Source organism: Thermotoga sp. RQ7 (genome assembly GCF_000832145.1).
Lineage (GTDB): Bacteria > Thermotogota > Thermotogae > Thermotogales > Thermotogaceae > Thermotoga > Thermotoga neapolitana.
The window spans coordinates 1,200,030-1,221,524 of the sequence record NZ_CP007633.1; the positions used below are offsets into that span (position 1 = coordinate 1,200,030).

Here is a 21,495-nt window from a genome sequence, read left to right on the forward strand (position 1 = left end):
GTGATAGGATGCGAGTACCTCCGCACAACCTGGAAGCAGAGATTGCCGTTCTTGGAAGCATACTGATAGATCCATCCGTCATAAACGATGTACTGGAGATACTGAGTCACGAAGACTTCTATCTGAAGAAACACCAGTACATATTCAGGGCGATGGAAGAGCTCTACGACGAAGGAAAGCCGGTGGATGTTATTTCTGTGTGTGACAAACTTCAGAGCATGGGAAAACTTGAGGAAATCGGCGGGGACGAGGAAGTTGCCCGTCTGGCAGAGGCGGTTCCAAGTTCTGCTCACGCCGTTCATTACGCAGAAATCGTCAGAGAAAAGTCCATTCTGAGACAACTCATCGAGGTTTCAAGAAAAATCTCCGAAAGTGCCTACATGGAAGAAGACGTGGATGTTCTTCTTGACAACGCCGAAAAGATGATATTTGAAATCTCCGAAATGAAGACAACCAAGTCGTACGATCATTTGAGAGGAATCATGCATCGTGTCTTTGAAAACCTGGAAAACTTCAGAGAAAGGGCAAACGTCATAGAACCCGGTGTCCTCGTTACTGGTCTTCCAACGGGCTTCAAAAGTCTGGACAAGCAGACCACGGGTTTTCATAACTCCGACCTGGTGATCATCGCCGCAAGGCCATCCATGGGAAAGACATCCTTTGCGCTCTCCATAGCCAGGAACATGGCTGTCAGTTTCGAAATACCAGTTGGAATTTTCAGTCTTGAGATGTCCAAGGAACAGCTGGCTCAGCGACTCCTCAGTATGGAGTCCGGTGTGGATCTGTACAGTATAAGGACGGGACATCTCGATCAGGAACAATGGGAAAGACTCACGATAGCCGCCTCCAAACTGTACAAAGCTCCAATAATAGTCGACGATGAAACCCTTCTGGATCCGAGAACATTGAGAGCGAAGGCAAGAAGAATGAAAAAGGAGTACGATGTAAAGGTCATTTTCGTTGACTATCTTCAGCTCATGCATCTCAAGGGAAGAAAAGAAAGCAGACAGCAGGAAATATCGGAGATCTCCAGATCTTTGAAACTCCTTGCAAGAGAGCTGGATATCGTTGTAGTGGCTTTATCTCAGCTTTCCAGGGCGGTGGAGCAAAGAGAGGACAAGAGGCCAAGACTCAGTGACCTGAGGGAATCTGGAGCGATCGAACAGGATGCTGACACGGTCATCTTCATATACAGGGACGAGTATTATAAGAGCAAAAAAGACAAGGAAGGAAGCAAACTCCATGAGCCTCACGAAGCGGAGATCATCATAGGAAAGCAGAGAAACGGACCCGTTGGAACGATCACGCTCATCTTCGATCCGAGGACGGTGACGTTCCACGAAGTAGATGTGGTGCATTCGTGATAGAATTTTCTTGAAAAAGACCGGGGAGGTGTTCGAAGTGGACATAAAAGCCTACAAAGAAAGAGTGGAGAAGGCCGTTGAATATCTGAGAGGACAGATCGATGAATCACCTGAGATAGCCATAATACTGGGTTCTGGACTGTCGGTGATAGCGGACGAAGTGGAAAAGGAAGGTGCTTCGAAAAAGATCCCTTACAGTGAAATACCCGGTTTTCCCATCTCCACAGCACCGGGTCACAAGGGAGAGTTGATCTTCGGAAAACTCTCTGGAAAGAACGTCATGCTGATGAATGGCAGGTTCCACTACTACGAGGGATACTCGATGAAAGAAGTCACCTTCCCCATCAGGGTGATGCAACTTCTCGGGGTAGAGATTCTGATCGTTACCAACGCTGCCGGTGGTTTGAACCCAGACTTTGAAGTGGGAAGGCCGATGATAATAACCGATCACATAAACTTCATGGGAGACAATCCGTTGATAGGTCCCAACGTGGACGAGTGGGGACCCAGGTTTCCAGACATGTCAGAACCCTACGATAAAGAACTGATAAATCTTGCCTACAGCAGTGCAAAGGAGCTGGGAATACCGGTTTATCAGGGAGTTTACGTGGCGGTGACTGGTCCGTGCTTTGAAACTCCAGCGGAGCTCAGAATGCTCAGAAGGCTCGGTGCGGATGCCGTGGGGATGTCCACCGTGCCCGAAGTCATCGTCGCAAGGCACGGGCAGATCAGAGTGCTTGGAATCTCTGCCATCACGGACAGAGCAGTTCCCGAAGATCTCAAGCCCTTAACCGCCGAAGAGGTTCTTGAGGTTGCAGAGAAGACGGGAAGAAAGATCGCCCAGATCATATTCGAGGTTGTCAGAAAACTCTGAGGTGAAAAAATGATTCTGAAGGGAATACTCTACAGTTCTATAGCGGGAATGGCAACCTCTCTCGGTGCGTTGCCATTCCTTTTTTTGAAACCACACCACACGAGTGACAAGACGATCGACTCGTTTCTGGGTTTCGCTGCGGGTGTCATGATAGCAGCCAGCGCTTTCAGTCTGGTTGCTCCCGCTCTCGAGATGGGAGGAATCATCAGGTTCATAGTGGGCTTTGCTCTCGGGGGATTGTTCGTCAACCTCGCAGACAAACTCATTCCACACGAGCATCTTTTGAAGGGGCATGAAGGACCAGACGTGAAAAGACTGAAGGGCATCTGGCTCTTCGTGATCGCCATAACGATACACAACTTTCCCGAGGGAATGGCAGTTGGGGTCTCTGCCTTCACCCCGCAGGCTCTGTCCATAGCCATCGCAATCGGTGTGCAAAACATTCCGGAAGGAGCCGCAGTTATGGCATCTCTGATCCCCATGAAGTACAGAAAGGGCAAAGCCTTTCTCATCACCTTCCTTACGGGTCTTGTGGAGGCAGTCGGTGGACTCCTCGGAGCAGGTATCGTCTCGATTTCACAAAGGTTGCTTCCTTACATGATGGCCTTCGCTGCCGGAGCGATGATATACGTTGTGAGCGATGAGGTGATCCCGGAGACACATTCCAAAGGGAACGAACTTCTTTCCACCTGGTGGATCATGACAGGATTCATCGTCATGGCGTCCCTCGATGTGGCACTGGGGTGAGAGCGTGCGTATCGAAAGGGTGGAGAGTGTACAGAACGAGATCGAAGAGCACAGAAGGGATCAGAGTTTTTCGGAGAAATCGAACTTTCTTGAAGAAGACAGCCGAGAAACCGGAACGGTTCTGGAGCGCATGATCTTCGTGGATGGAAAACGAAGAAGTTTCGTATGGATAGAAACCGACGAAGGCTTCAGAGGAGTGTTCGCTGAGCTCTGTGTAGGTGCTGTTGTGTGGGAAAAAGATAGGGGAACGTTTCCCCTTTTCTCACCACAATCTCCGCCGGTTGTGGAAAAGGTGCTGGGGTTTTCCCAGAACTTTCCGGAAGAAGGATACGTTGAGGTGGAAGGGAGCATTTTCAAGATAGTAAAAGGTGGAAGAGAAGCAATGGAATCGGTGGACTCCCATCTCAGGGAACTGGAAATTCAGGAGGTCAGAAAACACCTTCAGAGTGGCACTCTCGTTGTAAAGGATGGACCCGCTGTTCCGGAATTGCCGTTCAGAGAAGGTGCAGGTCCTGTCGGTCTTGTGAAGAACGTGAACACAACGGATCTGAGAAGGGAGGATTTCAGAAAACTTCGCTCCCTCAGAAGGGGAGAGAGAAGCCAGATGTTCGTTGCAGGAATCGGTACCATGAAGAAGATAGGAGTATACGTGAAACTCGTTGATGGTGAAGGAACGAAAGGGTTGATCAGACTGGAAGCGTACGTTGAAGATGACGCACAGATTCCTTTCTTGAAAAAGACCTTCGATGACCTTGCAGCCACTCTTCCTCGTCTCACAGCAGATCTTCCCATTCCAAGACTTCCGGAGAACATTCTTCCGATCCAGTTTTTAGAAGAGAGTCTTTCCCGTTACCTCACAGACAAGCACTACATGAACACAAAACTGTTTGCGTATCTGAGGGCCGGGAGATGAAAGGGTGGAAGGTATATTCCGATTTGATACGAAGGCCGAACGTGTTCCATCTGCCGTTCTTGCCTACGTAGGAGATGCTGTGCTTGAGCTTGTGTTTCGTCTGAAATTCGCCGGCAACTACAAAATCTCCACTATACACGAGAGGGTGAAAGAGTGGACCTCAAAGCATGGGCAGGCACGGATGTTAGAATCTCTCTGGAACCTTTTGACCGAAGAAGAACGAGAAGTTGTGAAAAGGGCGATGAATTCAAAGGCCGCCAAAAGATATGGAAACGATCCACTTTACAGGAAAAGCACGGGGTTCGAAGCGCTCGTTGGTTATCTTTTCCTGAAGAGAGATTTTCAAAGAATTCAACAACTTCTGGCGGTGATGAACGTTGAGGGTGTACGGAAGGAAGATACTGGAGGAAGCGCTCAGAAACAACGTTCCGATAAAGAAAGTTTTCTTTCAGAAGATGAAAAATCCAGGTAGTTACTTTCTTTCTCTGGTAAAACAGGTCGAAGACAGGGGCATAAGATACTCCTTTGAATCGGAGGAGAATTTAAGGAGACTTTCGGGGACAAAGAAACATCAGGGAGTGGTCTTCGACATACAGGAGTACAGATACTCCTCTGTGGAGGAGATTCTGGAATCGAAAACGCCTCCCCTGATAGTGATACTCGATCAGGTTCAGGATCCACACAATCTGGGAGCCATCGTCAGGACCTCCGTTGGTGCTGGTGCAAGCGGTATCATCATTCCGAAAGACAAATCCGTGAAGGTGACAGAGACGGTGGTTAAAGTTTCTGCGGGAACAGTCTTCAGAGCAAAGATAGCGATTGTGACGAACCTTGCAAGGACAATAGAGGAACTCAAAGAAAGGGGAGTCTGGGTCTACGCCTCTGACGTGAACGGCACACCCATTTACGAAGAGGACTTCACACTTCCAACTGCTTTTGTCTTTGGAAACGAAGGAGAGGGCATCAGAAGACTCGTGAAAGAAAAGTGTGACAGAGTGCTGACCATACCCATGGAGAGTGATATAGATTCTCTGAACGTTTCGGTGAGTGTGGGAATCGTCCTTTTCGAAGCGGTGAGACAGAGGAGGATGAAGCGTGCTGAGTGAAATAGATCTTTTCATTCTGGATATGGATGGAACGTTCTATCTCGATGATTCTCTCCTTCCCGGTGCAGTAGAGTTCTTAGAAACACTTAAAGCAAAAGGGAAAAAAGCGGTGTTTTTCACCAACAACTCCTCCCTTGGGCCTTCCGATTATGTAGAAAAACTGAGGAGGATGGGTGTTGACGTATCGGATGACTCTGTGATCACCTCGGGTGAAGTGACGGCGGAGTACATGTTGAGAAAGTACGGACCAAGCAGAATCTTTCTTCTGGGAACTCCCCAATTGCAAAGGGTTTTCGAGAAATATGGACACCTTTTGGTAGAGGAAGATCCTGACTTTGTGGTCCTCGGTTTCGACAAGACCCTCACATACGAAAAACTCAAGAAAGCCTGTATATTGCTGAGATCGGGAAAAAAATACATAGCCACCCATCCGGATGTGAACTGTCCATCGAAGGAAGGTCCCATTCCGGATGCCGGTAGCATCATGGCAGCCATAGAAGCCTCGACCGGTAGAAGACCAGACATCATAGTGGGAAAGCCGAACCCACTGGTGGTTGAGGTGATTTCGAGAAAGTTCAACGTTTCAAAAGAAAAGATGGCAATGGTTGGAGACAGACTCTACACCGATATAAGACTTGGCAAAAACGCTGGAATCGTCTCCATACTCGTTCTCACGGGAGAGACCACCCTGGAAGATCTGGAATCTTCCGGTATAAAGCCTGACTTTGTGTTCAAGAGTCTGAAGGAACTATGCGAGGCTATCCAGTAGTTTCACCTCTTCCTCTGTCAGGTTTATCTTCGTTGCCTCCAGGTTCTCCCTGAGATGTTCCACTCTGCCCGCCTTTGGTATGGCCACAACACCCGGCTTCGCAAGAAGCCACGCCAGCATGATCTGAAACACGGTAGCGTTGTGGTTCTTTGCTATATTCTCAAGGGCAGTTTTCACCTTCTCTGAAAGGAGGGTTCTTCTCAGGGGTGAGTAGGCAACCAGCGTTATGCCGTTTTTCTGACAGAACTCCAGAAGGCCGTCTTTTTCGGGTTCCCTGTCCTCGATGTTGTACTTGACCTGATCGCAGACGATGGGTTCTTCTGACTTGCTGATCGCCTCTTCCAGGAGTTTTCTGTCGAAGTTAGAAACACCGATGTATCTGATGAGGCCCTGTCTCACTCCTTCCGCCATTGCAGACAGAGTTTCCTCGAGTGGAACTTCAGGATTTGGCCAGTGGATGAGGTAAAGATCCACGTAATCTGTATCGAGGCGTTTCAGGGTGTTCTCCAGGGATCTCAAAAGGTCGTCTCTTCTCAGATGAGTTGGCCACACTTTCGATACTATGAAGAGATCTTCCCTTTTGAATTCTTTGATCGCCTTTCCTATGAGTTCCTCCGTGTGTCCTCCTCCGTAGTACTCGGCGGTGTCTATGTGCGTGTATCCCATTCTTATCGCCGTTTTGAGAAGTTCCACCATCTCATCGTCTTTCGAGTAATCTGGTGTTTCAAATCCACCTATTCCCCACGTGCCAAGCCCAAGGGCGGGTATTTTCTCTCCTGTTCTTCCAAGTTCCTTGTATATCATTCTTAACACCTCCTGAATTAGTCTGATATTATTATAACTCATTTTCTGGGAAACGGTGATAGAATTCAAACAAAATCGATGGGAGGTGAGGAAATGATAGATCTTCGTTCTGACACAGTTACAAAACCCACAGAAGAGATGAGAAAAGCGATGGCTCAGGCTGAAGTGGGAGACGATGTGTACGGGGAAGATCCCACAGTTAACGAACTGGAAAAACTCGCAGCGGAGATCTTCGGAAAAGAAGATGCTCTCTTCGTGCCATCTGGCACCATGGGAAATCAAGTAAGCATCATGGCACACACTCAAAGAGGCGATGAGGTGATACTCGAGGCAAACAGCCACATCTTCTGGTACGAAGTTGGAGCCATGGCGGTTCTTTCAGGTGTCATGCCCCATCCCGTTGTGGGAAAAAACGGTGTTATGGACCCCGCCGACGTGAAGAAGGCCATAAGGCCTGAAAACATCCACTTTCCCAGAACCTCTCTCATCACCATCGAAAACACACACAACCGCTCCGGTGGCAGGGTGATACCTCTTGAGAACATGAAAGAGATCTACTCGATAGCCAAAGAATTCGGAATAAACGTTCATGTGGATGGTGCAAGGATCTTCAACGCTTCTGTTGCCTCCGGAATTTCTGTGAAGGAGTACGCCAGGTATGCCGATTCTGTCATGTTCTGTCTCTCTAAAGGATTGTGTGCACCTGTTGGATCGGTGGTGGTCGGTGATAGCGAGTTCATAAAAAGGGCAAGGAAGGCAAGAAAGATGCTTGGTGGTGGCATGAGACAGGTGGGTGTTCTTGCCGCTGCCGGAATAATTGCTCTTACGAAAATGGTCGATCGCCTGAAAGAAGATCACGAAAACGCAAGATTCCTCGCCATGAAATTGAAGGAGATTGGATACCAGGTGAATCCCGAAGATGTAGAAACCAACATGGTGATCCTGAGAACCGACAATCTGAGAGTGAACGCTTCCGTGTTTCTGAAAGAACTCGAAGAAAACGGTGTTCTGGCATCCTCCTTGTCTGACACGGAGATCAGACTGGTGACACACAAGGACGTCTCAAAATCGCAGATAGAAGACGCTCTGAACGCTTTCGAGAAACTCTTCAAAAAACTCTCCTGACACGGAAAAAATTTCACGCTTTTTTCACAGTCGAAGCGATAAGATGAAACCGGAAACTTCGAAGAGGAGGTGGTAGCATGAAGAAGTTTCTTGTGGTGATGATGGTTCTTGTGGCGGCCATGGGACTCTTCGCGGCGGGCAGAGGTTTTGGCGGATACCCCATGGGACCCGGATTCGACAGACAACCCCTGATGTATGAAAAGGAGAACTGTTTTGGCTACGGTGTGCCGGAGTATCGTATGAGAGCCGAGAGAGGCTTCAACTACGGTCTTGGATTGAGGATCAGAGACGAAGAACAGCTGAAACTCGCATTCAAAACAAGAGTGGCAGAAGCGCTAAACCAGTTGAATCTGAGCGATGATCAGCTGAAAGAGCTCTACAACGTCGTCAAAGAGGCAAAAGAAAAGATCGATTCCCTGGAAGAGAAACTGGCACAACTGCGCGAAGAGTACTACAACGCACTGGTGAAAAGAGACACAGAAACAGCAAAAGACCTTCAGGATCAGATGTGGGACCTGAAAGATGAGATCAGCGACACCTACAGAGATTTTGTAAGAAAGGTGGATGACATCATAACAGTCGACCAGTACAGAAGATTCAGAGGACTTGAAAGAATGCTCTTTGTTCTCCTCACAGACGAAGGCTTCGAGGTACTTCAGGATATGGTTCAGGAGTGAATCTCTTTCCCCACCGCCCGACGGGCCCCGCAAGGGGCCCGTTTTTCTTTTTTTGGTTCAATGTTGATAAATTTTGATCTGAATGTTTCTATATGGTAATATTCATATGGAACATCTCTTAAAAATTACTGTAACCTTTAGATAAAAAAGAGGTGGTAGGTTGTACAGAATTCTCGTCATAAATCCTGGATCGAGTTCCACAAAGATCGCCGTGTTCGAGGACGAAAGAAAGGTGTGTGAAAATAGGATCTACCACGATCTGGGGAAGCTGAAAAATTTCAAAAGGGTGATGGATCAAGAACCATTACGAAGAAATGCCATAGAGAGATTCCTGGAAAATAACAACTACAGAATTGAAGATTTTGACGCCATCGCTGCTCGTGGAGGGATACTCGAACCGGTGCCCGGTGGCACCTATGTGGTGGACGATCACATGCTGGATTATCTTTTGAATCACTCTCCCGTAGACCACGTTTCAAACCTGGCTGCCGTCATTGGGTACAGGTTGGGCAGACCTCATGGAATACCCTGCTTCGTTGTTGATCCTGTTTCCGTGGACGAAATGTGCGATGAGGCCAGATTCTCCGGGATCCCCGAAATCGAAAGAAAAAGTTACTCTCATGCACTGAACATCAAAGCCGTGGCACGAAAGGTAGCAGAGGAGATGGGAAGATCCCTCGAAGAGGTTAATATGGTGGTTGCCCATCTTGGAAGTGGCATCTCCGTGAGTGCACTCAAAAACGGCCGGATGATAGATGTCAACAACGCCAACGATGAAGGACCTTTCAGTGTGGAGCGAACGGGAGAACTTCCCGTGGGAGACGTGGTGAAAACAGCCTACTCTGGTACATATTCTGCCGAGGATCTGAAGAGAGAATTCACCAGAAGTGGTGGGTTGATCTCTTATCTTGGAACAGGAGATTTGAAAAAGGCAATGAATATGATGGAAAGTTCAGAGAAAGCCAGACTGATTGTTGAAGCCATGGCCTATCAGATAGCGAAGGAAATAGGTGGTATGTGTGCCGTTCTTGGGAAAAAGCCGGACGCCATAGTGATAACAGGTGGAATGGCTCAGGAGAGAAGGTTTGTGGACATGATTGTTGATTATGTTAGAAGATTCGGGAAAGTGAAAGTAATCCCAGGAGATATGGAGATGGAAGCCCTTGCACTCGGAGTTTTGAGAGTTCTCAGAGGGGAGGAAAAAGCCAGGTATTTTCAAAGGGTGATGCGATGAGATCCTTTTCGGAACTGATAGAAACGGTGAGTTCTTTCAGGAAAAAGATGAAACTTGCTGTGGTGATGGCTCACGATGAAGAGACCATGAAGGCCGTTTTGAAGGCCAAAGAGATGGAAATAGTGGAACCCGTTCTCTTTGGAAACAAAGAAAAGATGAAACTCCTTGCAGATTCAATGGGTGTGACTCTCGACGTGGAGATAATCAACACAGAAGATCCCATCGAGGCATCCAGGATGGCTGTAGAGAGCGTTGCAAAGGATGACGCAGGCATCTTGATGAAAGGAATGGTGAAGACAGGTGAGTTGATGTCCATCTTTCTCAGAAAAGAGTACAACCTCAGAACCGAAAGAATCCTTTCCGCTGTGAGTGTTCATGAGGTTCCCACCTATCAAAAGTTGATCGTCATTTCCGATGGAGGAATGGTCATCTCGCCGAATCTTCAGCAAAGAATAGACATCGTAGAAAACGCAGTCTTTGTTGCTCACTCCCTGGGAATAGAAAAACCAAGAGTCGCTCTTCTTGGAACAGGTAAGGAAGATTCCTTGACAGCCGAGATGATCATCCTGTCGAAGATGTTTCAGCATCGAAGCGACTGCATCGTAGATGGACCGATTACCCTGGACTTTGCACTCAGCAAAGAGGCGGGCTTTTCCGATGTTCTGATCGTTCCGCACATAGAGGCGGGAAACATCCTCAGCAAAGCGCTGGTGTACTTTTCCCACGGCAAAGCCGCTATCGTCGTTGCTGGAAGCAGAGTGCCGATCATCCTCACGTCCCGAGCAGACGGAGAGGAAACCAGATTCCTCTCGATTCTCCTTGGAGTGCTGATAGCCCAGAATGGGGTGAGGTCGAATGTTTAGAATACTCGTCATAAATCCCGGTTCCACTTCCACAAAAATGGCGATATTCGAGGACGAAAATATGGTGAAGATGGAAAACATCGCTCATACACCTGAGGAGATTGGAAGGTATCAAAAGATCGTCGATCAACTGGAGTTTCGAGAAAGCCTGATAAGGAGATTCGTCGAGGATTCTGGTTATTCTCTTTTTTCCTTCTCGGCTTTCGTTGGTCGTGGTGGGCTTGTGGATCCCGTTCCAGGGGGAGTTTACATCGTCGACGATTTGATGGTTGAAACCTTGAAATCGGGAAAAAACGGTGAACACGCTTCGAATCTAGGGGCACTCATAGCGTACGATCTTTCACTTCAAACAGAAGCCCCTGCTTACATCGTTGATCCTGTTGTGATCGACGAGATGGAAGAAGTTGCACGAATCAGCGGACATCCTGATTATCAGAGAAGGTCCATTTTTCATGCACTCAACCAGAAAGCCGTTGCAAGAGAAGTGGCAGGATCTGTAGGAAGAAGATACGAAGAGTTGAACCTCGTTGTCGCTCATATGGGAGGAGGCATCTCAATTGCCGCTCATCGGAAAGGGAAAGTCATCGACGTAAACAACGCACTGGACGGTGATGGCCCTTTCACACCTGAAAGAAGCGGTACACTTCCTCTAATACAGCTCATCGATCTGTGCTTCAGTGGGCGGTTCTCGTACGAAGAGATGAGAAAGCGTGTTGTGGGAAACGGAGGACTCATCGCCTATCTTGGAACCAACGATGCCAGAGAGGTTGTAAGGAGGATCAAAGAAGGTGACAGATGGGCAGAAAGAGTCTACAGGGCGATGGCGTATCAGATAGTCAAGTGGATCGGAAAGATGGCTGCTGTTTTGAATGGAGATGTTGACTACATCGTCCTCACAGGAGGTCTTGCATATGAAAACGAGTTTCTCGTTCCCTGGATAAAGGAGAAGGTGAGTTTCATAGCGCCCGTTCTGGTCTTTCCTGGAAGCAACGAAGAAAAAGCACTTGCTCTTTCAGTATTAAGGGTTCTGAAAGGAAAAGAAAAGGCAAAAAACTACGCAGAAGAGGCAAGAAAGTGGAGAGAAAAGCACGATTTTCATCTGGAACTGATACGATCTCGGGAAAACCGTCTCAGGCAGAGTTCAAAATGAGAGAGCGGGGGTGAAAGGATGAGAGGACACATAACGATCGATTCGGAAAGGTGCAAAGGATGCGGTCTGTGCATCAGCGTTTGTCCAGTCAAGGTGATAGGCTTTTCCAAAAAGTACAACTCGAAGGGTTACCATCCAGCCGAATACAGAGGTGAGGGTTGCATAGCGTGCGGGTTGTGCTACCTCAGCTGTCCCGATGTCTGTATCACAGTCTTCCGTGATGTCAGGAAGAAGGAGAAGGTGAGGGCTTGAGGAGTGATAGTATGAAGAAGATCATGATGAAAGGCAACGAAGCGATAGCAGAGTCCGCCATAAGGGCAGGCTGCAGACTCTACTTTGCCTATCCCATCACACCCCAGAGTGAAATAGCCGAATACATGGCAAGAAGACTCCCGGAAGTGGGTGGGGTTTTCCTTCAAACAGAGAGCGAAGTGGCAACTGTGAACATGGTGTACGGAGCTGCCTGTACGGGAAAGCGTGTTATGACCTCAACATCCTCTCCTGGTTTCAGTTTGATGCAGGAAGGCATATCGTACATAGCAGGCGCAGAACTACCGTGTGTTTTCGTCGACGTGATTCGTGGTGGTCCGGGGCTTGGTAACATTCAGCCTTCTCAGGGCGACTACTTTCAGGCGGTGAAGGGAGGAGGGCACGGAGATTACAGGCTCATCGTTCTGGCTCCTTCAACGGTTCAGGAGGCCGTTGATCTGACACAGCTCGCCTTTGACCTCGCTGATGAGTACAGAAATCCTGTTCTCGTGCTGGCGGATGGAATGATAGGTCAGATGATGGAACCGGTGGTTCTTCCTGAGATGAGAGACATTTCCACACTGCCGGATCATTCAGGTTGGGCGTTAACTGGTGCCAGAAACAGAGAACCACACAGGATCGCCGCTTTCAATATAGATCCAGTTGGACTTGAACAGATGAACATACGCTACCAGGAAAAATACAAGCGTGTCGAGGAAAAAGAGCAGCGATGGGAGGAATACAGAACGGACGATGCCGAATATCTGTTGGTAGGGTATGGAACCGTCGGGAGGATTTTGAAGAGCGTTGTGGACGAACTGAGAGAAGAAAAACTGCCGGTGGGACTTTTCAGGCCGGTAACTCTCTGGCCTTTTCCTAAAAAAAGGTTGGGTGAAATCGCAGAAAAGGTGAAGTGTATCTTCGTGGTGGAGATGAGTTCTGGACAGATGGTGGAAGATGTCAGGCTTTCGGTGAACGGAAAAGTTCCTGTCCATTTTTATGGACGGATGGGCGGAGTTGTTCCAACACCGGAAGAGATACGTCTTGCTTTCAAGGAGGTGATACGATGAAGGTCATATTCGAAAGGCCAAAATCTCTGAACGACAAAGAGTTCACTTACTGCCCTGGCTGTCACCACGGAATAATTCATCGTCTGATAGCCGAAGTGATAGACGAACTGAACATACAGGACAGAACCATAATGGTTGCCCCTGTGGGATGCTCTGTTTTTGCCTACGAGTTCTTCGAGGTGGACGGAACCGTGGCTCCACACGGACGAGCCCTTGCGGTGGCAACGGGTATTAAGAGAGCGTTGCCAGATCGCGTGGTCTTTACCTATCAGGGTGATGGTGATCTTGCATCTATAGGCATAGCAGAAACCATCCATGCGGCCAACCGGGGAGAGAAGTTGACGACGATATTCGTGAACAACGCTGTGTACGGTATGACCGGAGGTCAGATGGCTCCAACGACCCTGTTAGGGCAAAAAACCACCACGAGCCCACGTGGGAGGAACGCGGAAAACGAAGGATTTCCGCTCCATGTTTCCGAACTCCTGAGCACGATCCCGGGTGTTGCGTACCTTGAACGCGCCACCGTCAGTTCTCCTCGAGACATTCTGAACACAAAAAAAGCCATAAGAAAGGCGTTTCTTGCCCAGTTGAAGGGTCTTGGGTTTGGACTCGTGGAAGTGCTGAGCACGTGTCCAACCAACTGGAAAATGACACCTGTAGAGGCTCAGGAATGGCTTCTGAGTAACATGGTGAAGGAATTTCCGCCAAAGATCTTCGTGGACAGAGTGGGGGATTGATATGAGTTATCATGCTGTGGTGATAGCAGGGTTCGGTGGACAGGGCGTCATGCTTGCAGGGCAGATCATAGCAATGGCGGCCGTCATCGAAGGAAAAAACGCCACATGGCTTCCTTCCTATGGTCCGGAGATGAGAGGAGGCACGGCAAACTGCACGGTCATCGTCGATGAAAAGCCCATCAACTCGCCCGTTGTAGATCATCCCACAGAAGTGATAGCGATGAACTTTCCATCGATGATGAAGTTCGGTCCAAGACTGAAACATCGTGGAATTCTTTTTGTGAACTCATCGATAGTTGAACACGTACTGGAGAGAGACGACGTTGAAACAGTCAAAGTTCCTGCAAACGAAATCGCAGAAGAACTGGGGAACACAAAAGCAGCCAACATGGTGATGCTTGGAGCCTTTCTTGAAGTGACAAAAGCGGTGAGTTTTGAGGCTGTCAGAGAAGCCCTCAGCGAGAAAATAACCAGGAAAGATCTTCTGGAAATAGATCTGATGGCACTGGACAGGGGAAGGGAATACATAAAAAAATCACATCGCGGATCCTCTTGACAAGGTATCTCTTTTCTGAGAAAATAGTATTCGGTTCAGGGGACGTGGTGCAGCCCGGTTAGCATGCCGGTCTGTCACACCGGTGGTCGCGGGTTCAAATCCCGTCGTCCCCGCCAGAAAAAATAAGGGGCTCAATGCCCCTTTTTCTTTTTCAACGCTTCTTTCACCCTGAAGAGCTCATCGCGCAGTGCCGCTGCATCTTCGTACCTCAACTCACTCGCAGCCCGGTACATCTCTTCCTCGAGGAGAGCCACGTATTCTTCCAGAGAAAGACTCTCTTTCATGGAAAAGATGTTTTTGATTGTATCACCATACTCGGCAGGTTCTTCTTTCACCATGAACTGTTCGAACACCTCTATTTCAAGGGGTTTCACTATGGAACGCGGTGTGATACCGTGCTTTTTGTTGTACTCAAGTTGTATTCTTCTTCTTCTGTTTGTTTCTTCGATCGCTCTTTTCATGGCGTTTGTTATCCTGTCGGCGTACATGATCACCTTTCCATTCACGTTTCTTGCAGTTCTTCCTATTATCTGAATGAGCGTTGTCTCTGAGCGAAGAAATCCTTCTGTGTCGGCATCCATGATGGCAACAAGGGAAACTTCCGGAAGATCCAGGCCTTCCCTCAACAGGTTCACACCAACCACCACGTCCACATCGCCGCGCCTCAGCTTTTTCAACACCTCAACCCTTTCTATTGCATCCAGTTCCGAGTGAAGATACAGAGACTTTATACCCAGTTCTGTGAGATGCTCGCTCAGAAGTTCCGCCGTTTTTTTGGTGAGAACCGTCACGAGGGCTCTTTCTCCCCTCTGTTTCACCTTCACTATTTCGTTTATGAGATCGTCCACCTGTCCTCTGGTCGGACGCACCTCCACCTCCGGGTCAACAAGGCCGGTCGGTCTTATGATCTGTTCAACCACCTGCTCGGAAACGGAAAGTTCAAAATCTCCAGGTGTGGCTGAAACGAATACGATCTGTCCCACCTTCTTCAGGAACTCCTCGAAGGTGAGAGGTCTGTTGTCGTAGGCAGAGGGAAGACGAAAACCATACTCCACCAGGTTCTTCTTTCTGGATCGATCACCGTTGTACATCGCCCTGAGCTGGGGCACTGTGATGTGTGACTCGTCTATGAAGACTACAAAATCATCATCGAAATAATCAAGCAGTGTGTAAGGGGGCTCTCCCGGCTTTCTTCCGTCGAAATGTCTGGAGTAGTTCTCTATGCCGGGGCAGTATCCCATGGTTTCAAGAAGTTCTATATCGTTCAGGGTTCTCTGTTTCAGTCTTTCGTACTCGAGTATTTTTCCCTGTTTCTTGAGTTCGGCGAGTCTTTCTCTGAGTTCTTCTTTTATCGATTCTATTGCTCTTCTCAGCTTTTCTTCGGTCGTTACGAACTCCACGGCGGGATAGATGATGACCTTATCGAGTTTTTCAAGGGTTGTTCGATTGAAGCGATCTATCAGGGAAATCGCGTCTATCTCATCTCCGAAAAATTCAACACGGATACCTTCATCTTGATAAGTGGGATAGATCTCCAGCGTATCACCTCTTATTCTGAAACATCCGGAGAGAGAGACATCTTCGGTTCTCTGGTATCCTATCTTTGCAAGTTTTTCTGCAAGTTCAAAAACATCCAGTCTTTCTCCCACAGAGAGTTTTATGTTCATCCTGTCGAAATCGTTTGGATCCCCTGTGGCGTAAATACACGAGACACTCGCAACAACAATGACGTCCCTTCTGGTTCTGACCGATTTCAGGGTGGACATGCGCATCCTCACAATCACATCGTTTATATCGGCGTTCTTTTCTATGTAGAGATCCTTTGTGGGTATGTAAGCCTCCGGCTGGTAGTAGTCGTAGTAACTGATGAAGAACTCCACTCTGTTTTCGGGAAAGAAGGTTTTGAACTCCTGATACAACTGTGCAGCGAGAGTTTTGTTTGGCGAGATGACGAGGGCAGGTCTGTTCACACGCGCTATCACGTTGGCCATAGTGAAGGTCTTCCCGCTTCCCGTGACACCGAGAAGCGTCTGAAACCTCATTCCTCTGTTCAATCCTTCCACCAGTTTCTCTATTGCCTGAGGCTGGTCACCGGTGGGCTCAAACTCACTCACCAGCTTGAACACAATTTTTTCCTCCTTGAAAACTTTTTAACATCTCAATAATGGTAGAATCTCAGAAGATGGATGAAAACATTTCCACACATTATTATGACTCCAATCGGAGGAGGTGAAGTTTAACAATGGAAAGATTCCCTTACGAAAAGCTTCCAGAAAGCGAACTCAAAGAACTGAAAGAACTTGGAAGACTCTGCCGCGGAGACATCCTGAAGATGACCTACATCGCAAACTCCGGACATCCCGGTGGTTCCATGTCCTCCATCGATCTGTATCTCACCGTTTTCAAATACGCAAAATTGAAACCCGTCGATGATCCTGCAAGGGATAGAATCGTGATCAGCCATGGTCACACTTCTCCGGGTGTTTACGCTGCAATGGCTCGCCTTGGTTTTGTCGATCTTGATGAAGTTCTCACGGGATTCAGACATCCCGCTTCTGTGTTCGAAGGGCACGTGACCCGTGGAGTCGGAATAGTCGACTGGACCACAGGGAACCTCGGTCAGGGTCTTTCGGCCGGTCTTGGATTTGCACTCGCGTCCAGGTTCACGGGAAGAGATTACCACGTTTTTGTTCTGATGAGCGATGCTGAACAGGCAAAAGGACAGGTGGCAGAGGCAAGAAGAGTGGCGAAGAAGTACGGTGTCACAAACCTCACCGTGATCGTCGACTACAACGATGCCCAGATCAGCGGACGAGCCAGAGACGTCATGCCCGTGAACATAAAGGAGAATTACCTAGCAGACGGATGGAGAGTCATCGAAATTGACGGTCACGATTACGAACAGATCTACCTTGCCTTGAAAGAAGCAGTTGAAGACGAATTGAATCCGGTTGCCATTCTTGCAAAGACGGTCATGGGAAAGGGCGTCTCCTTCATGGAGAACGAAGTCAAATACCACGGAAAACCTCTGAACAGAGAAGAATTGGAGAGGGCCCTTTCAGAACTCGGCATCGAAAACGACGTGGATGTTTACATAGAAAAGAGAAAGAAACTTCCTGTGGAAAAGCACAGAAAAGTCTATAAAACCTACCCTGTGAAGATCGACACGGGGGATCCCATCACCTACACTGAACCCCTTGACAACAGAGGCGCCTTTGGAAAAGCACTTCTCGATCTGGTGAAAAAGAACGCGGGTAACTCTGATGCCACGCCCATCGTCGCTGTGGACTGCGACCTCAAAGGCTCGGTGAAACTGGACCTTCTGGACAAAGAATTTCCGGAAAGGGTTCTGGAAGTTGGTGTTCAGGAACACAACGCCGCCGCCATGGCAGGAGCACTTTCTGCAGAGGGTGTGATCACATTCTTTGCTGACTTCGGTGTCTTTGGAATCTCCGAGACCTACAACCAGCACAGACTGAACGCCATAAACGGAACGAATCTGAAGGTCGTCGTCACGCACTGTGGTCTCAACGTGGGAGAAGACGGAAAAACTCACCACGGACTCGATTACATTTCCGGCCCCATGAACTGGTACGGTTTCAAGGTGATCGTTCCCGGAGATCCGAACCAGACAGACAGAGCGGTAAGATACGCTGCAAAAGAGTACGGAAACTTCGTGATCGCCATGGGAAGATCAAAACTTCCCATCATTCTGGATGAAAACGGAAAACCCTTCTTCGGAGAGGGTTACGCCTTCGAGTACGGAAAGATCGACGTTGTGAGGGAAGGAAACGACGCTGCGATCGTAACGTACGGATCCACCCTCCATCTGGCGGTAGAAGCAGCCGACGATCTCAGAAAAGAAGGGATCAAAGTTTCTGTGCTGAACGTATCCTGCCCTGTGGATCTTGACATAGAGACACTGAAGATGCTCGATGGAAAGCCCGTTCTTGTGGTGGAGGATCACAACGTCTTCACCGGACTTGGAAGTTATCTTGGAACGGTGCTTCTTGAGAATGGAATCCTGCCGAAAAAATACGTCAGGGTTGGTGTTCCAGAGTTTGCCGTATCCGGAGATTACAAACTGCTCTACAAACTCTACGGTCTGGACAAGGAAGGCATCGTTTCAAGACTCAAAGAAATGCTCTGAAAACATCGCTGTTATGGTAAAATTCTACGAGGGGAGAGAATCCCCTCGTAGATTTTGTTATGGGAGGTGTCTGCATGATCGAAGTAGGTGACCTGAAAAAGGGTATGTTCATCATCTACGACGGTGAGATATACAGGGTACTCGAGGCAAGCAAACACTTCATGGGAAGAGGAAGTGGACTTGTTAGAACAAAACTCAAGAATGTGAAGACAGGTCTTGTGAGGGAAGTGAACTTCCCGAGTGGTGAAAAGGTACCCGAAGCAGAACTTTCTTTCAGAAAAGCCCAGTATCTTTACAGAGATGGAGATCACTATTACTTCATGACCCTGGACGATTACGAACAACACGCTCTCAGCGAAGAGGAAATCGGGGATGCCAAGTATTATCTGGTTGAAAACATGGAGGTAGACCTTGTTTTCCACGAGGGTGTTCCTATAGGTGTTGAACTTCCCACCACCGTTGAATTGACCGTTGTGGAAACAGAGCCTTCCTTCAAAGGTGACACTGTCTCCGGTGGTGGAAAACCTGCTGTACTCGAAACGGGACTGAAAATCACCGTTCCTTACTTCATAGAAACCGGTGATAAAATAAAGGTTGACACAAGAACGGGTGAGTACGTGGGAAGAGCATAAAAAAGGGGGGATTGGCATGGCGGAGGAATACAAGAACATCGAAATATCCGACGGAGTGATAAAAGAGATCGCGATCAGAAGCATTGGAGAATTTCTTGGGGACGTCGGCTCCAGAGTGATGAAGAAAATCAGAAAGAGTCTGGATGTCACAAGAAATCCAGATGACAGCCTCGTCATCGAGTTCAAAATCGATGTCCCTTACGGTGAACCCATTCCTGAATACGTTTCCAAACTCACCGAGAAAGTGAAACACGATATCGAGATGATGACCTCCATGAGGGTAGAGTCCATCAACGTAACCGTGGAGAACGTTTTCGAGAAGGAAGAAGAGATCGAAGAAGAGCCTGAGGAGGGCGAAGAGAAACAGGAATAAACATTCGGGAAAGGAGATCCAGACATGAAAACACCGAGGCGAAGAATGAGGCTTGCTGTCTTCAAAGCTCTTTTTCAACATGAATTCAGGAAAGATGAGGATCTTGAGCAGATACTCGAGGAAATACTGGACAACAGTTACGATGAAAAGGCAAAAAAAGATGCAAGACGCTATATTCGGAATATTAAAGAACACCTTCAAACGATAGACGATCTCATCTCCAGGTACCTTGAACGCTGGACGATAGATCGTCTCTCTGCTGTTGACAGAAACATTCTCAGACTCGGTACCTACGAACTCCTTTACGAGAAGGACATTCCCATAGAGGTTACGATCAACGAAGCCATAGAAATAGCCAAAAGATACGGCACTGAAAACAGCGGAAAATTCGTAAATGGCATACTGGATAGAATTGCAAAAGAGAACGCTCCAAAGGAAAAATTCGAGTTGTGAAGGTGATGAATTTGATTCCGATAAAGAAGATCGCAGAGAGTGTGGGGATAGACGAAAACCATCTTTTTCCGTATGGACGATATATCGCAAAGGTAGACCACAGGCTCCTGAAAGAACTCGAGGGCAGGGAAAACGGAAAGTTGATTCTTGTGACGGCGATCACACCAACACCCGCCGGCGAAGGAAAGACCACTACCAGCATTGGACTTTCCATGGCACTGAACAGGATTGGAAACAAATCTTTTGTGACGCTCCGTGAGCCTTCTCTTGGTCCCACTCTCGGCTTGAAAGGAGGAGCAACTGGAGGCGGAAAGGCAAAGGTTATCCCTTCCAATGAGATAAATCTGCACTTCACCGGCGACATGCACGCTGTGGCAAGCGCCCACAATCTGCTGTCTGCGGTTCTGGATTCTCATATAAAACACGGGAACGAACTTGGGATAGATCCAACGAGGATCTTCTGGAAACGAACCATGGACATGAACGATCGCTCTCTCAGAAAAATCGTGATAGGTCTTGGTGGATCGGCAAACGGCATCCCAAGAGAGGATGGTTTCATCATAACCGCAGCCTCCGAGGTAATGGCGATACTCAGTCTGTCTACAGATTTGAAAGATCTGAAGGATCGTCTTGGAAGAATCGTCGTTGCACTCGATTCTAGAGGAAGGCCTGTGAGAGCCTCCGATCTCGGTGTTCAGGGTGCGATGGCTGTCCTGCTGAAAGATGCAATCAATCCAAATCTTGTTCAGACGACAGAAGGAACCCCTGCCTTCGTCCATGGAGGACCCTTTGCCAACATCGCCCACGGAACAAACTCTGTTCTTGCGACGAAACTTGCCTTGAAACTCAGTGATTACGTGGTGACCGAAGCGGGGTTTGGCGCAGATCTTGGAGCAGAAAAGTTCATCGACTTTGTTTCACGAGTTGGAGATTTCTATCCTAACGCTGCCGTTCTTGTGGCGACGGTTCGAGCGCTGAAGTACCACGGTGGCTCTGACATTGACGATCTTCATGAAGAAGATCTGGAAGCGTTGAAGAAGGGATTTAAAAATTTGAAGGTTCACGTGGAGAACCTGAAGAAATTTGGTCTTTCTGTCGTTGTGGCCCTGAACAGGTTCGAAACCGACACAGAAAAGGAGATCTCTTTTGTGATGAATGAATGCGAAAAACTCGGAGTAAAAGCAGCGGTCAGTGAGGTCTTCACAAAGGGAAGTGAGGGTGGGGAAGATCTTGCAAAAGCGGTGACCGAAGCCATCAAAGATTCATCTCCTCACTTTCTCTACGAGTGGGAAGACCCTGTTGAAAAGAAAGTGGAGATCCTTGCAAGGGAGATCTACAGGGCAAAGGATGTTGAGTACACAGATGAGGCCCGAAAGGCTTTGAAGTTCATTAAAAAGAACGGTTTTGATCATCTCCCTGTGATTGTGACCAAAACTCCGAAGTCTCTCTCCCACGATCCAAAACTTCGGGGAGCACCTGAGGGTTACACCTTCGTTGTTCGGGACGCTTACGTCTCGGCAGGAGCTGGTTTTGTTGTTGTTCTGGCAGGAGACATAAATCTCATGCCGGGTCTTCCAAAAAAACCCAACGCCCTGAACATGGACGTAGATGAAGATGGCAACATCACAGGAGTCTCTTGAAGGGGG

At 48.2% G+C, this 21,495-nt stretch carries 23 protein-coding genes and 1 tRNA gene; 22 read left to right on the forward strand and 2 right to left on the reverse strand.

The window, feature by feature from the left end:
* The first annotated feature begins 8 nt into the window (after positions 1 to 8).
* Genes dnaB through TRQ7_RS06035 form a run of 7 tightly spaced genes read left to right on the forward strand, consistent with a single transcriptional unit; the run spans position 9 to position 5,773 of the window.
* A complete protein-coding gene (dnaB, locus tag TRQ7_RS06005; protein WP_038067313.1) occupies positions 9 to 1,364 on the forward strand; it encodes a replicative DNA helicase in 1,356 nt (451 codons plus the stop codon).
* Complete coding sequence (locus tag TRQ7_RS06010) at positions 1,348 to 2,238, forward strand: purine-nucleoside phosphorylase (RefSeq protein WP_015919428.1); 891 nt, start codon at positions 1,348 to 1,350, stop codon at positions 2,236 to 2,238. The genes dnaB and TRQ7_RS06010 overlap by 17 nt, the downstream gene beginning before the upstream one ends.
* A 9-nt stretch (positions 2,239 to 2,247) precedes the next feature.
* Positions 2,248 to 2,985, forward strand: coding sequence for a ZIP family metal transporter (locus TRQ7_RS06015; protein WP_041844227.1), 738 nt, complete (start codon positions 2,248 to 2,250; stop codon positions 2,983 to 2,985).
* Positions 2,986 to 2,989: 4 nt separating this feature from the next.
* On the forward strand, positions 2,990 to 3,898 hold the full coding sequence (locus tag TRQ7_RS06020) for a DNA double-strand break repair nuclease NurA (RefSeq protein ID WP_041844228.1): 909 nt from the start codon (positions 2,990 to 2,992) through the stop codon (positions 3,896 to 3,898).
* A 4-nt stretch (positions 3,899 to 3,902) separates the two neighbouring features.
* A complete protein-coding gene (locus TRQ7_RS06025) occupies positions 3,903 to 4,370 on the forward strand; it encodes a ribonuclease III domain-containing protein (protein WP_015919431.1) in 468 nt (155 codons plus the stop codon).
* Complete coding sequence (gene rlmB, locus TRQ7_RS06030; protein WP_041844229.1) at positions 4,276 to 5,004, forward strand: 23S rRNA (guanosine(2251)-2'-O)-methyltransferase RlmB; 729 nt, start codon at positions 4,276 to 4,278, stop codon at positions 5,002 to 5,004. Before TRQ7_RS06025 ends, rlmB begins: the two co-directional genes overlap by 95 nt.
* Positions 4,994 to 5,773, forward strand: coding sequence for an HAD-IIA family hydrolase (locus TRQ7_RS06035; RefSeq protein ID WP_041844230.1), 780 nt, complete (start codon positions 4,994 to 4,996; stop codon positions 5,771 to 5,773). The genes rlmB and TRQ7_RS06035 overlap by 11 nt, the downstream gene beginning before the upstream one ends.
* Here the strand turns inward: TRQ7_RS06035 and TRQ7_RS06040 are convergent.
* Positions 5,753 to 6,577 (reverse strand): aldo/keto reductase, encoded by an 825-nt coding sequence (locus tag TRQ7_RS06040; protein ID WP_041844231.1) that lies wholly within the window; start codon positions 6,575 to 6,577, stop codon positions 5,753 to 5,755. The genes TRQ7_RS06035 and TRQ7_RS06040 overlap by 21 nt on opposite strands.
* Positions 6,578 to 6,670: 93 nt before the next feature.
* Between TRQ7_RS06040 and ltaE the strand changes: the two genes are divergently transcribed.
* From ltaE to TRQ7_RS06090, 10 genes are all read left to right on the forward strand, one after another.
* Positions 6,671 to 7,702 carry a low-specificity L-threonine aldolase gene (ltaE, locus tag TRQ7_RS06045; RefSeq protein WP_041844232.1) on the forward strand — a complete coding sequence of 344 codons (1,032 nt, stop codon included), beginning with the start codon at positions 6,671 to 6,673 and terminating at the stop codon, positions 7,700 to 7,702.
* A gap of 77 nt (positions 7,703 to 7,779) precedes the next feature.
* Complete coding sequence (locus tag TRQ7_RS06050; protein ID WP_041844233.1) at positions 7,780 to 8,379, forward strand: hypothetical protein; 600 nt, start codon at positions 7,780 to 7,782, stop codon at positions 8,377 to 8,379.
* Positions 8,380 to 8,539: 160 nt separating this feature from the next.
* The gene (gene buk, locus TRQ7_RS06055) at positions 8,540 to 9,613 is read left to right on the forward strand and encodes a butyrate kinase (RefSeq protein ID WP_041844234.1); all 1,074 of its coding nucleotides are present in this window, start codon (positions 8,540 to 8,542) and stop codon (positions 9,611 to 9,613) included.
* A gap of 47 nt (positions 9,614 to 9,660) precedes the next feature.
* The gene (locus TRQ7_RS06060) at positions 9,661 to 10,476 is read left to right on the forward strand and encodes a phosphate acyltransferase (RefSeq protein ID WP_236681685.1); all 816 of its coding nucleotides are present in this window, start codon (positions 9,661 to 9,663) and stop codon (positions 10,474 to 10,476) included.
* On the forward strand, positions 10,469 to 11,626 hold the full coding sequence (buk, locus tag TRQ7_RS06065) for a butyrate kinase (protein ID WP_015919439.1): 1,158 nt from the start codon (positions 10,469 to 10,471) through the stop codon (positions 11,624 to 11,626). Before TRQ7_RS06060 ends, buk (TRQ7_RS06065) begins: the two co-directional genes overlap by 8 nt.
* 18 nt (positions 11,627 to 11,644) lie before the next feature.
* On the forward strand, positions 11,645 to 11,878 hold the full coding sequence (locus TRQ7_RS06070; RefSeq protein WP_038067330.1) for a ferredoxin family protein: 234 nt from the start codon (positions 11,645 to 11,647) through the stop codon (positions 11,876 to 11,878).
* Positions 11,879 to 11,889: 11 nt separating this feature from the next.
* The gene (locus TRQ7_RS06075; protein ID WP_041844236.1) at positions 11,890 to 12,945 is read left to right on the forward strand and encodes a 3-methyl-2-oxobutanoate dehydrogenase subunit VorB; all 1,056 of its coding nucleotides are present in this window, start codon (positions 11,890 to 11,892) and stop codon (positions 12,943 to 12,945) included.
* Positions 12,942 to 13,685: a thiamine pyrophosphate-dependent enzyme gene (locus tag TRQ7_RS06080; protein ID WP_041844237.1), complete on the forward strand. Its 744-nt coding sequence runs from the start codon at positions 12,942 to 12,944 to the stop codon at positions 13,683 to 13,685. The genes TRQ7_RS06075 and TRQ7_RS06080 overlap by 4 nt, the downstream gene beginning before the upstream one ends.
* Before the next feature lies 1 nt (position 13,686).
* The gene (locus TRQ7_RS06085) at positions 13,687 to 14,241 is read left to right on the forward strand and encodes a 2-oxoacid:acceptor oxidoreductase family protein (RefSeq protein ID WP_041844238.1); all 555 of its coding nucleotides are present in this window, start codon (positions 13,687 to 13,689) and stop codon (positions 14,239 to 14,241) included.
* Between the two features lie 38 nt (positions 14,242 to 14,279).
* Positions 14,280 to 14,357: transfer RNA gene (locus TRQ7_RS06090), tRNA-Asp, on the forward strand.
* A gap of 15 nt (positions 14,358 to 14,372) precedes the next feature.
* Here the strand turns inward: TRQ7_RS06090 and uvrB are convergent.
* Positions 14,373 to 16,367 carry an excinuclease ABC subunit UvrB gene (gene uvrB / locus TRQ7_RS06095; protein WP_041844239.1) on the reverse strand — a complete coding sequence of 665 codons (1,995 nt, stop codon included), beginning with the start codon at positions 16,365 to 16,367 and terminating at the stop codon, positions 14,373 to 14,375.
* A 116-nt stretch (positions 16,368 to 16,483) separates the two neighbouring features.
* On the opposite strand from uvrB, the gene TRQ7_RS06100 reads away from it, so the two are divergent.
* From TRQ7_RS06100 to TRQ7_RS06120, 5 genes are all read left to right on the forward strand, one after another.
* Positions 16,484 to 18,391: a transketolase gene (locus TRQ7_RS06100; protein WP_041844240.1), complete on the forward strand. Its 1,908-nt coding sequence runs from the start codon at positions 16,484 to 16,486 to the stop codon at positions 18,389 to 18,391.
* A 74-nt stretch (positions 18,392 to 18,465) separates the two neighbouring features.
* Entirely contained in the window at positions 18,466 to 19,023 is a 558-nt protein-coding gene (efp, locus tag TRQ7_RS06105) for an elongation factor P (protein WP_015919446.1), read from the forward strand.
* 16 nt (positions 19,024 to 19,039) lie between these two features.
* Positions 19,040 to 19,396 (forward strand): Asp23/Gls24 family envelope stress response protein, encoded by a 357-nt coding sequence (locus TRQ7_RS06110; RefSeq protein ID WP_015919447.1) that lies wholly within the window; start codon positions 19,040 to 19,042, stop codon positions 19,394 to 19,396.
* Positions 19,397 to 19,420: 24 nt separating this feature from the next.
* Complete coding sequence (gene nusB / locus TRQ7_RS06115; protein ID WP_038067336.1) at positions 19,421 to 19,849, forward strand: transcription antitermination factor NusB; 429 nt, start codon at positions 19,421 to 19,423, stop codon at positions 19,847 to 19,849.
* Between the two features lie 5 nt (positions 19,850 to 19,854).
* Positions 19,855 to 21,489: a formate--tetrahydrofolate ligase gene (locus tag TRQ7_RS06120; RefSeq protein WP_236681761.1), complete on the forward strand. Its 1,635-nt coding sequence runs from the start codon at positions 19,855 to 19,857 to the stop codon at positions 21,487 to 21,489.
* Positions 21,490 to 21,495: the final 6 nt, after the last annotated feature.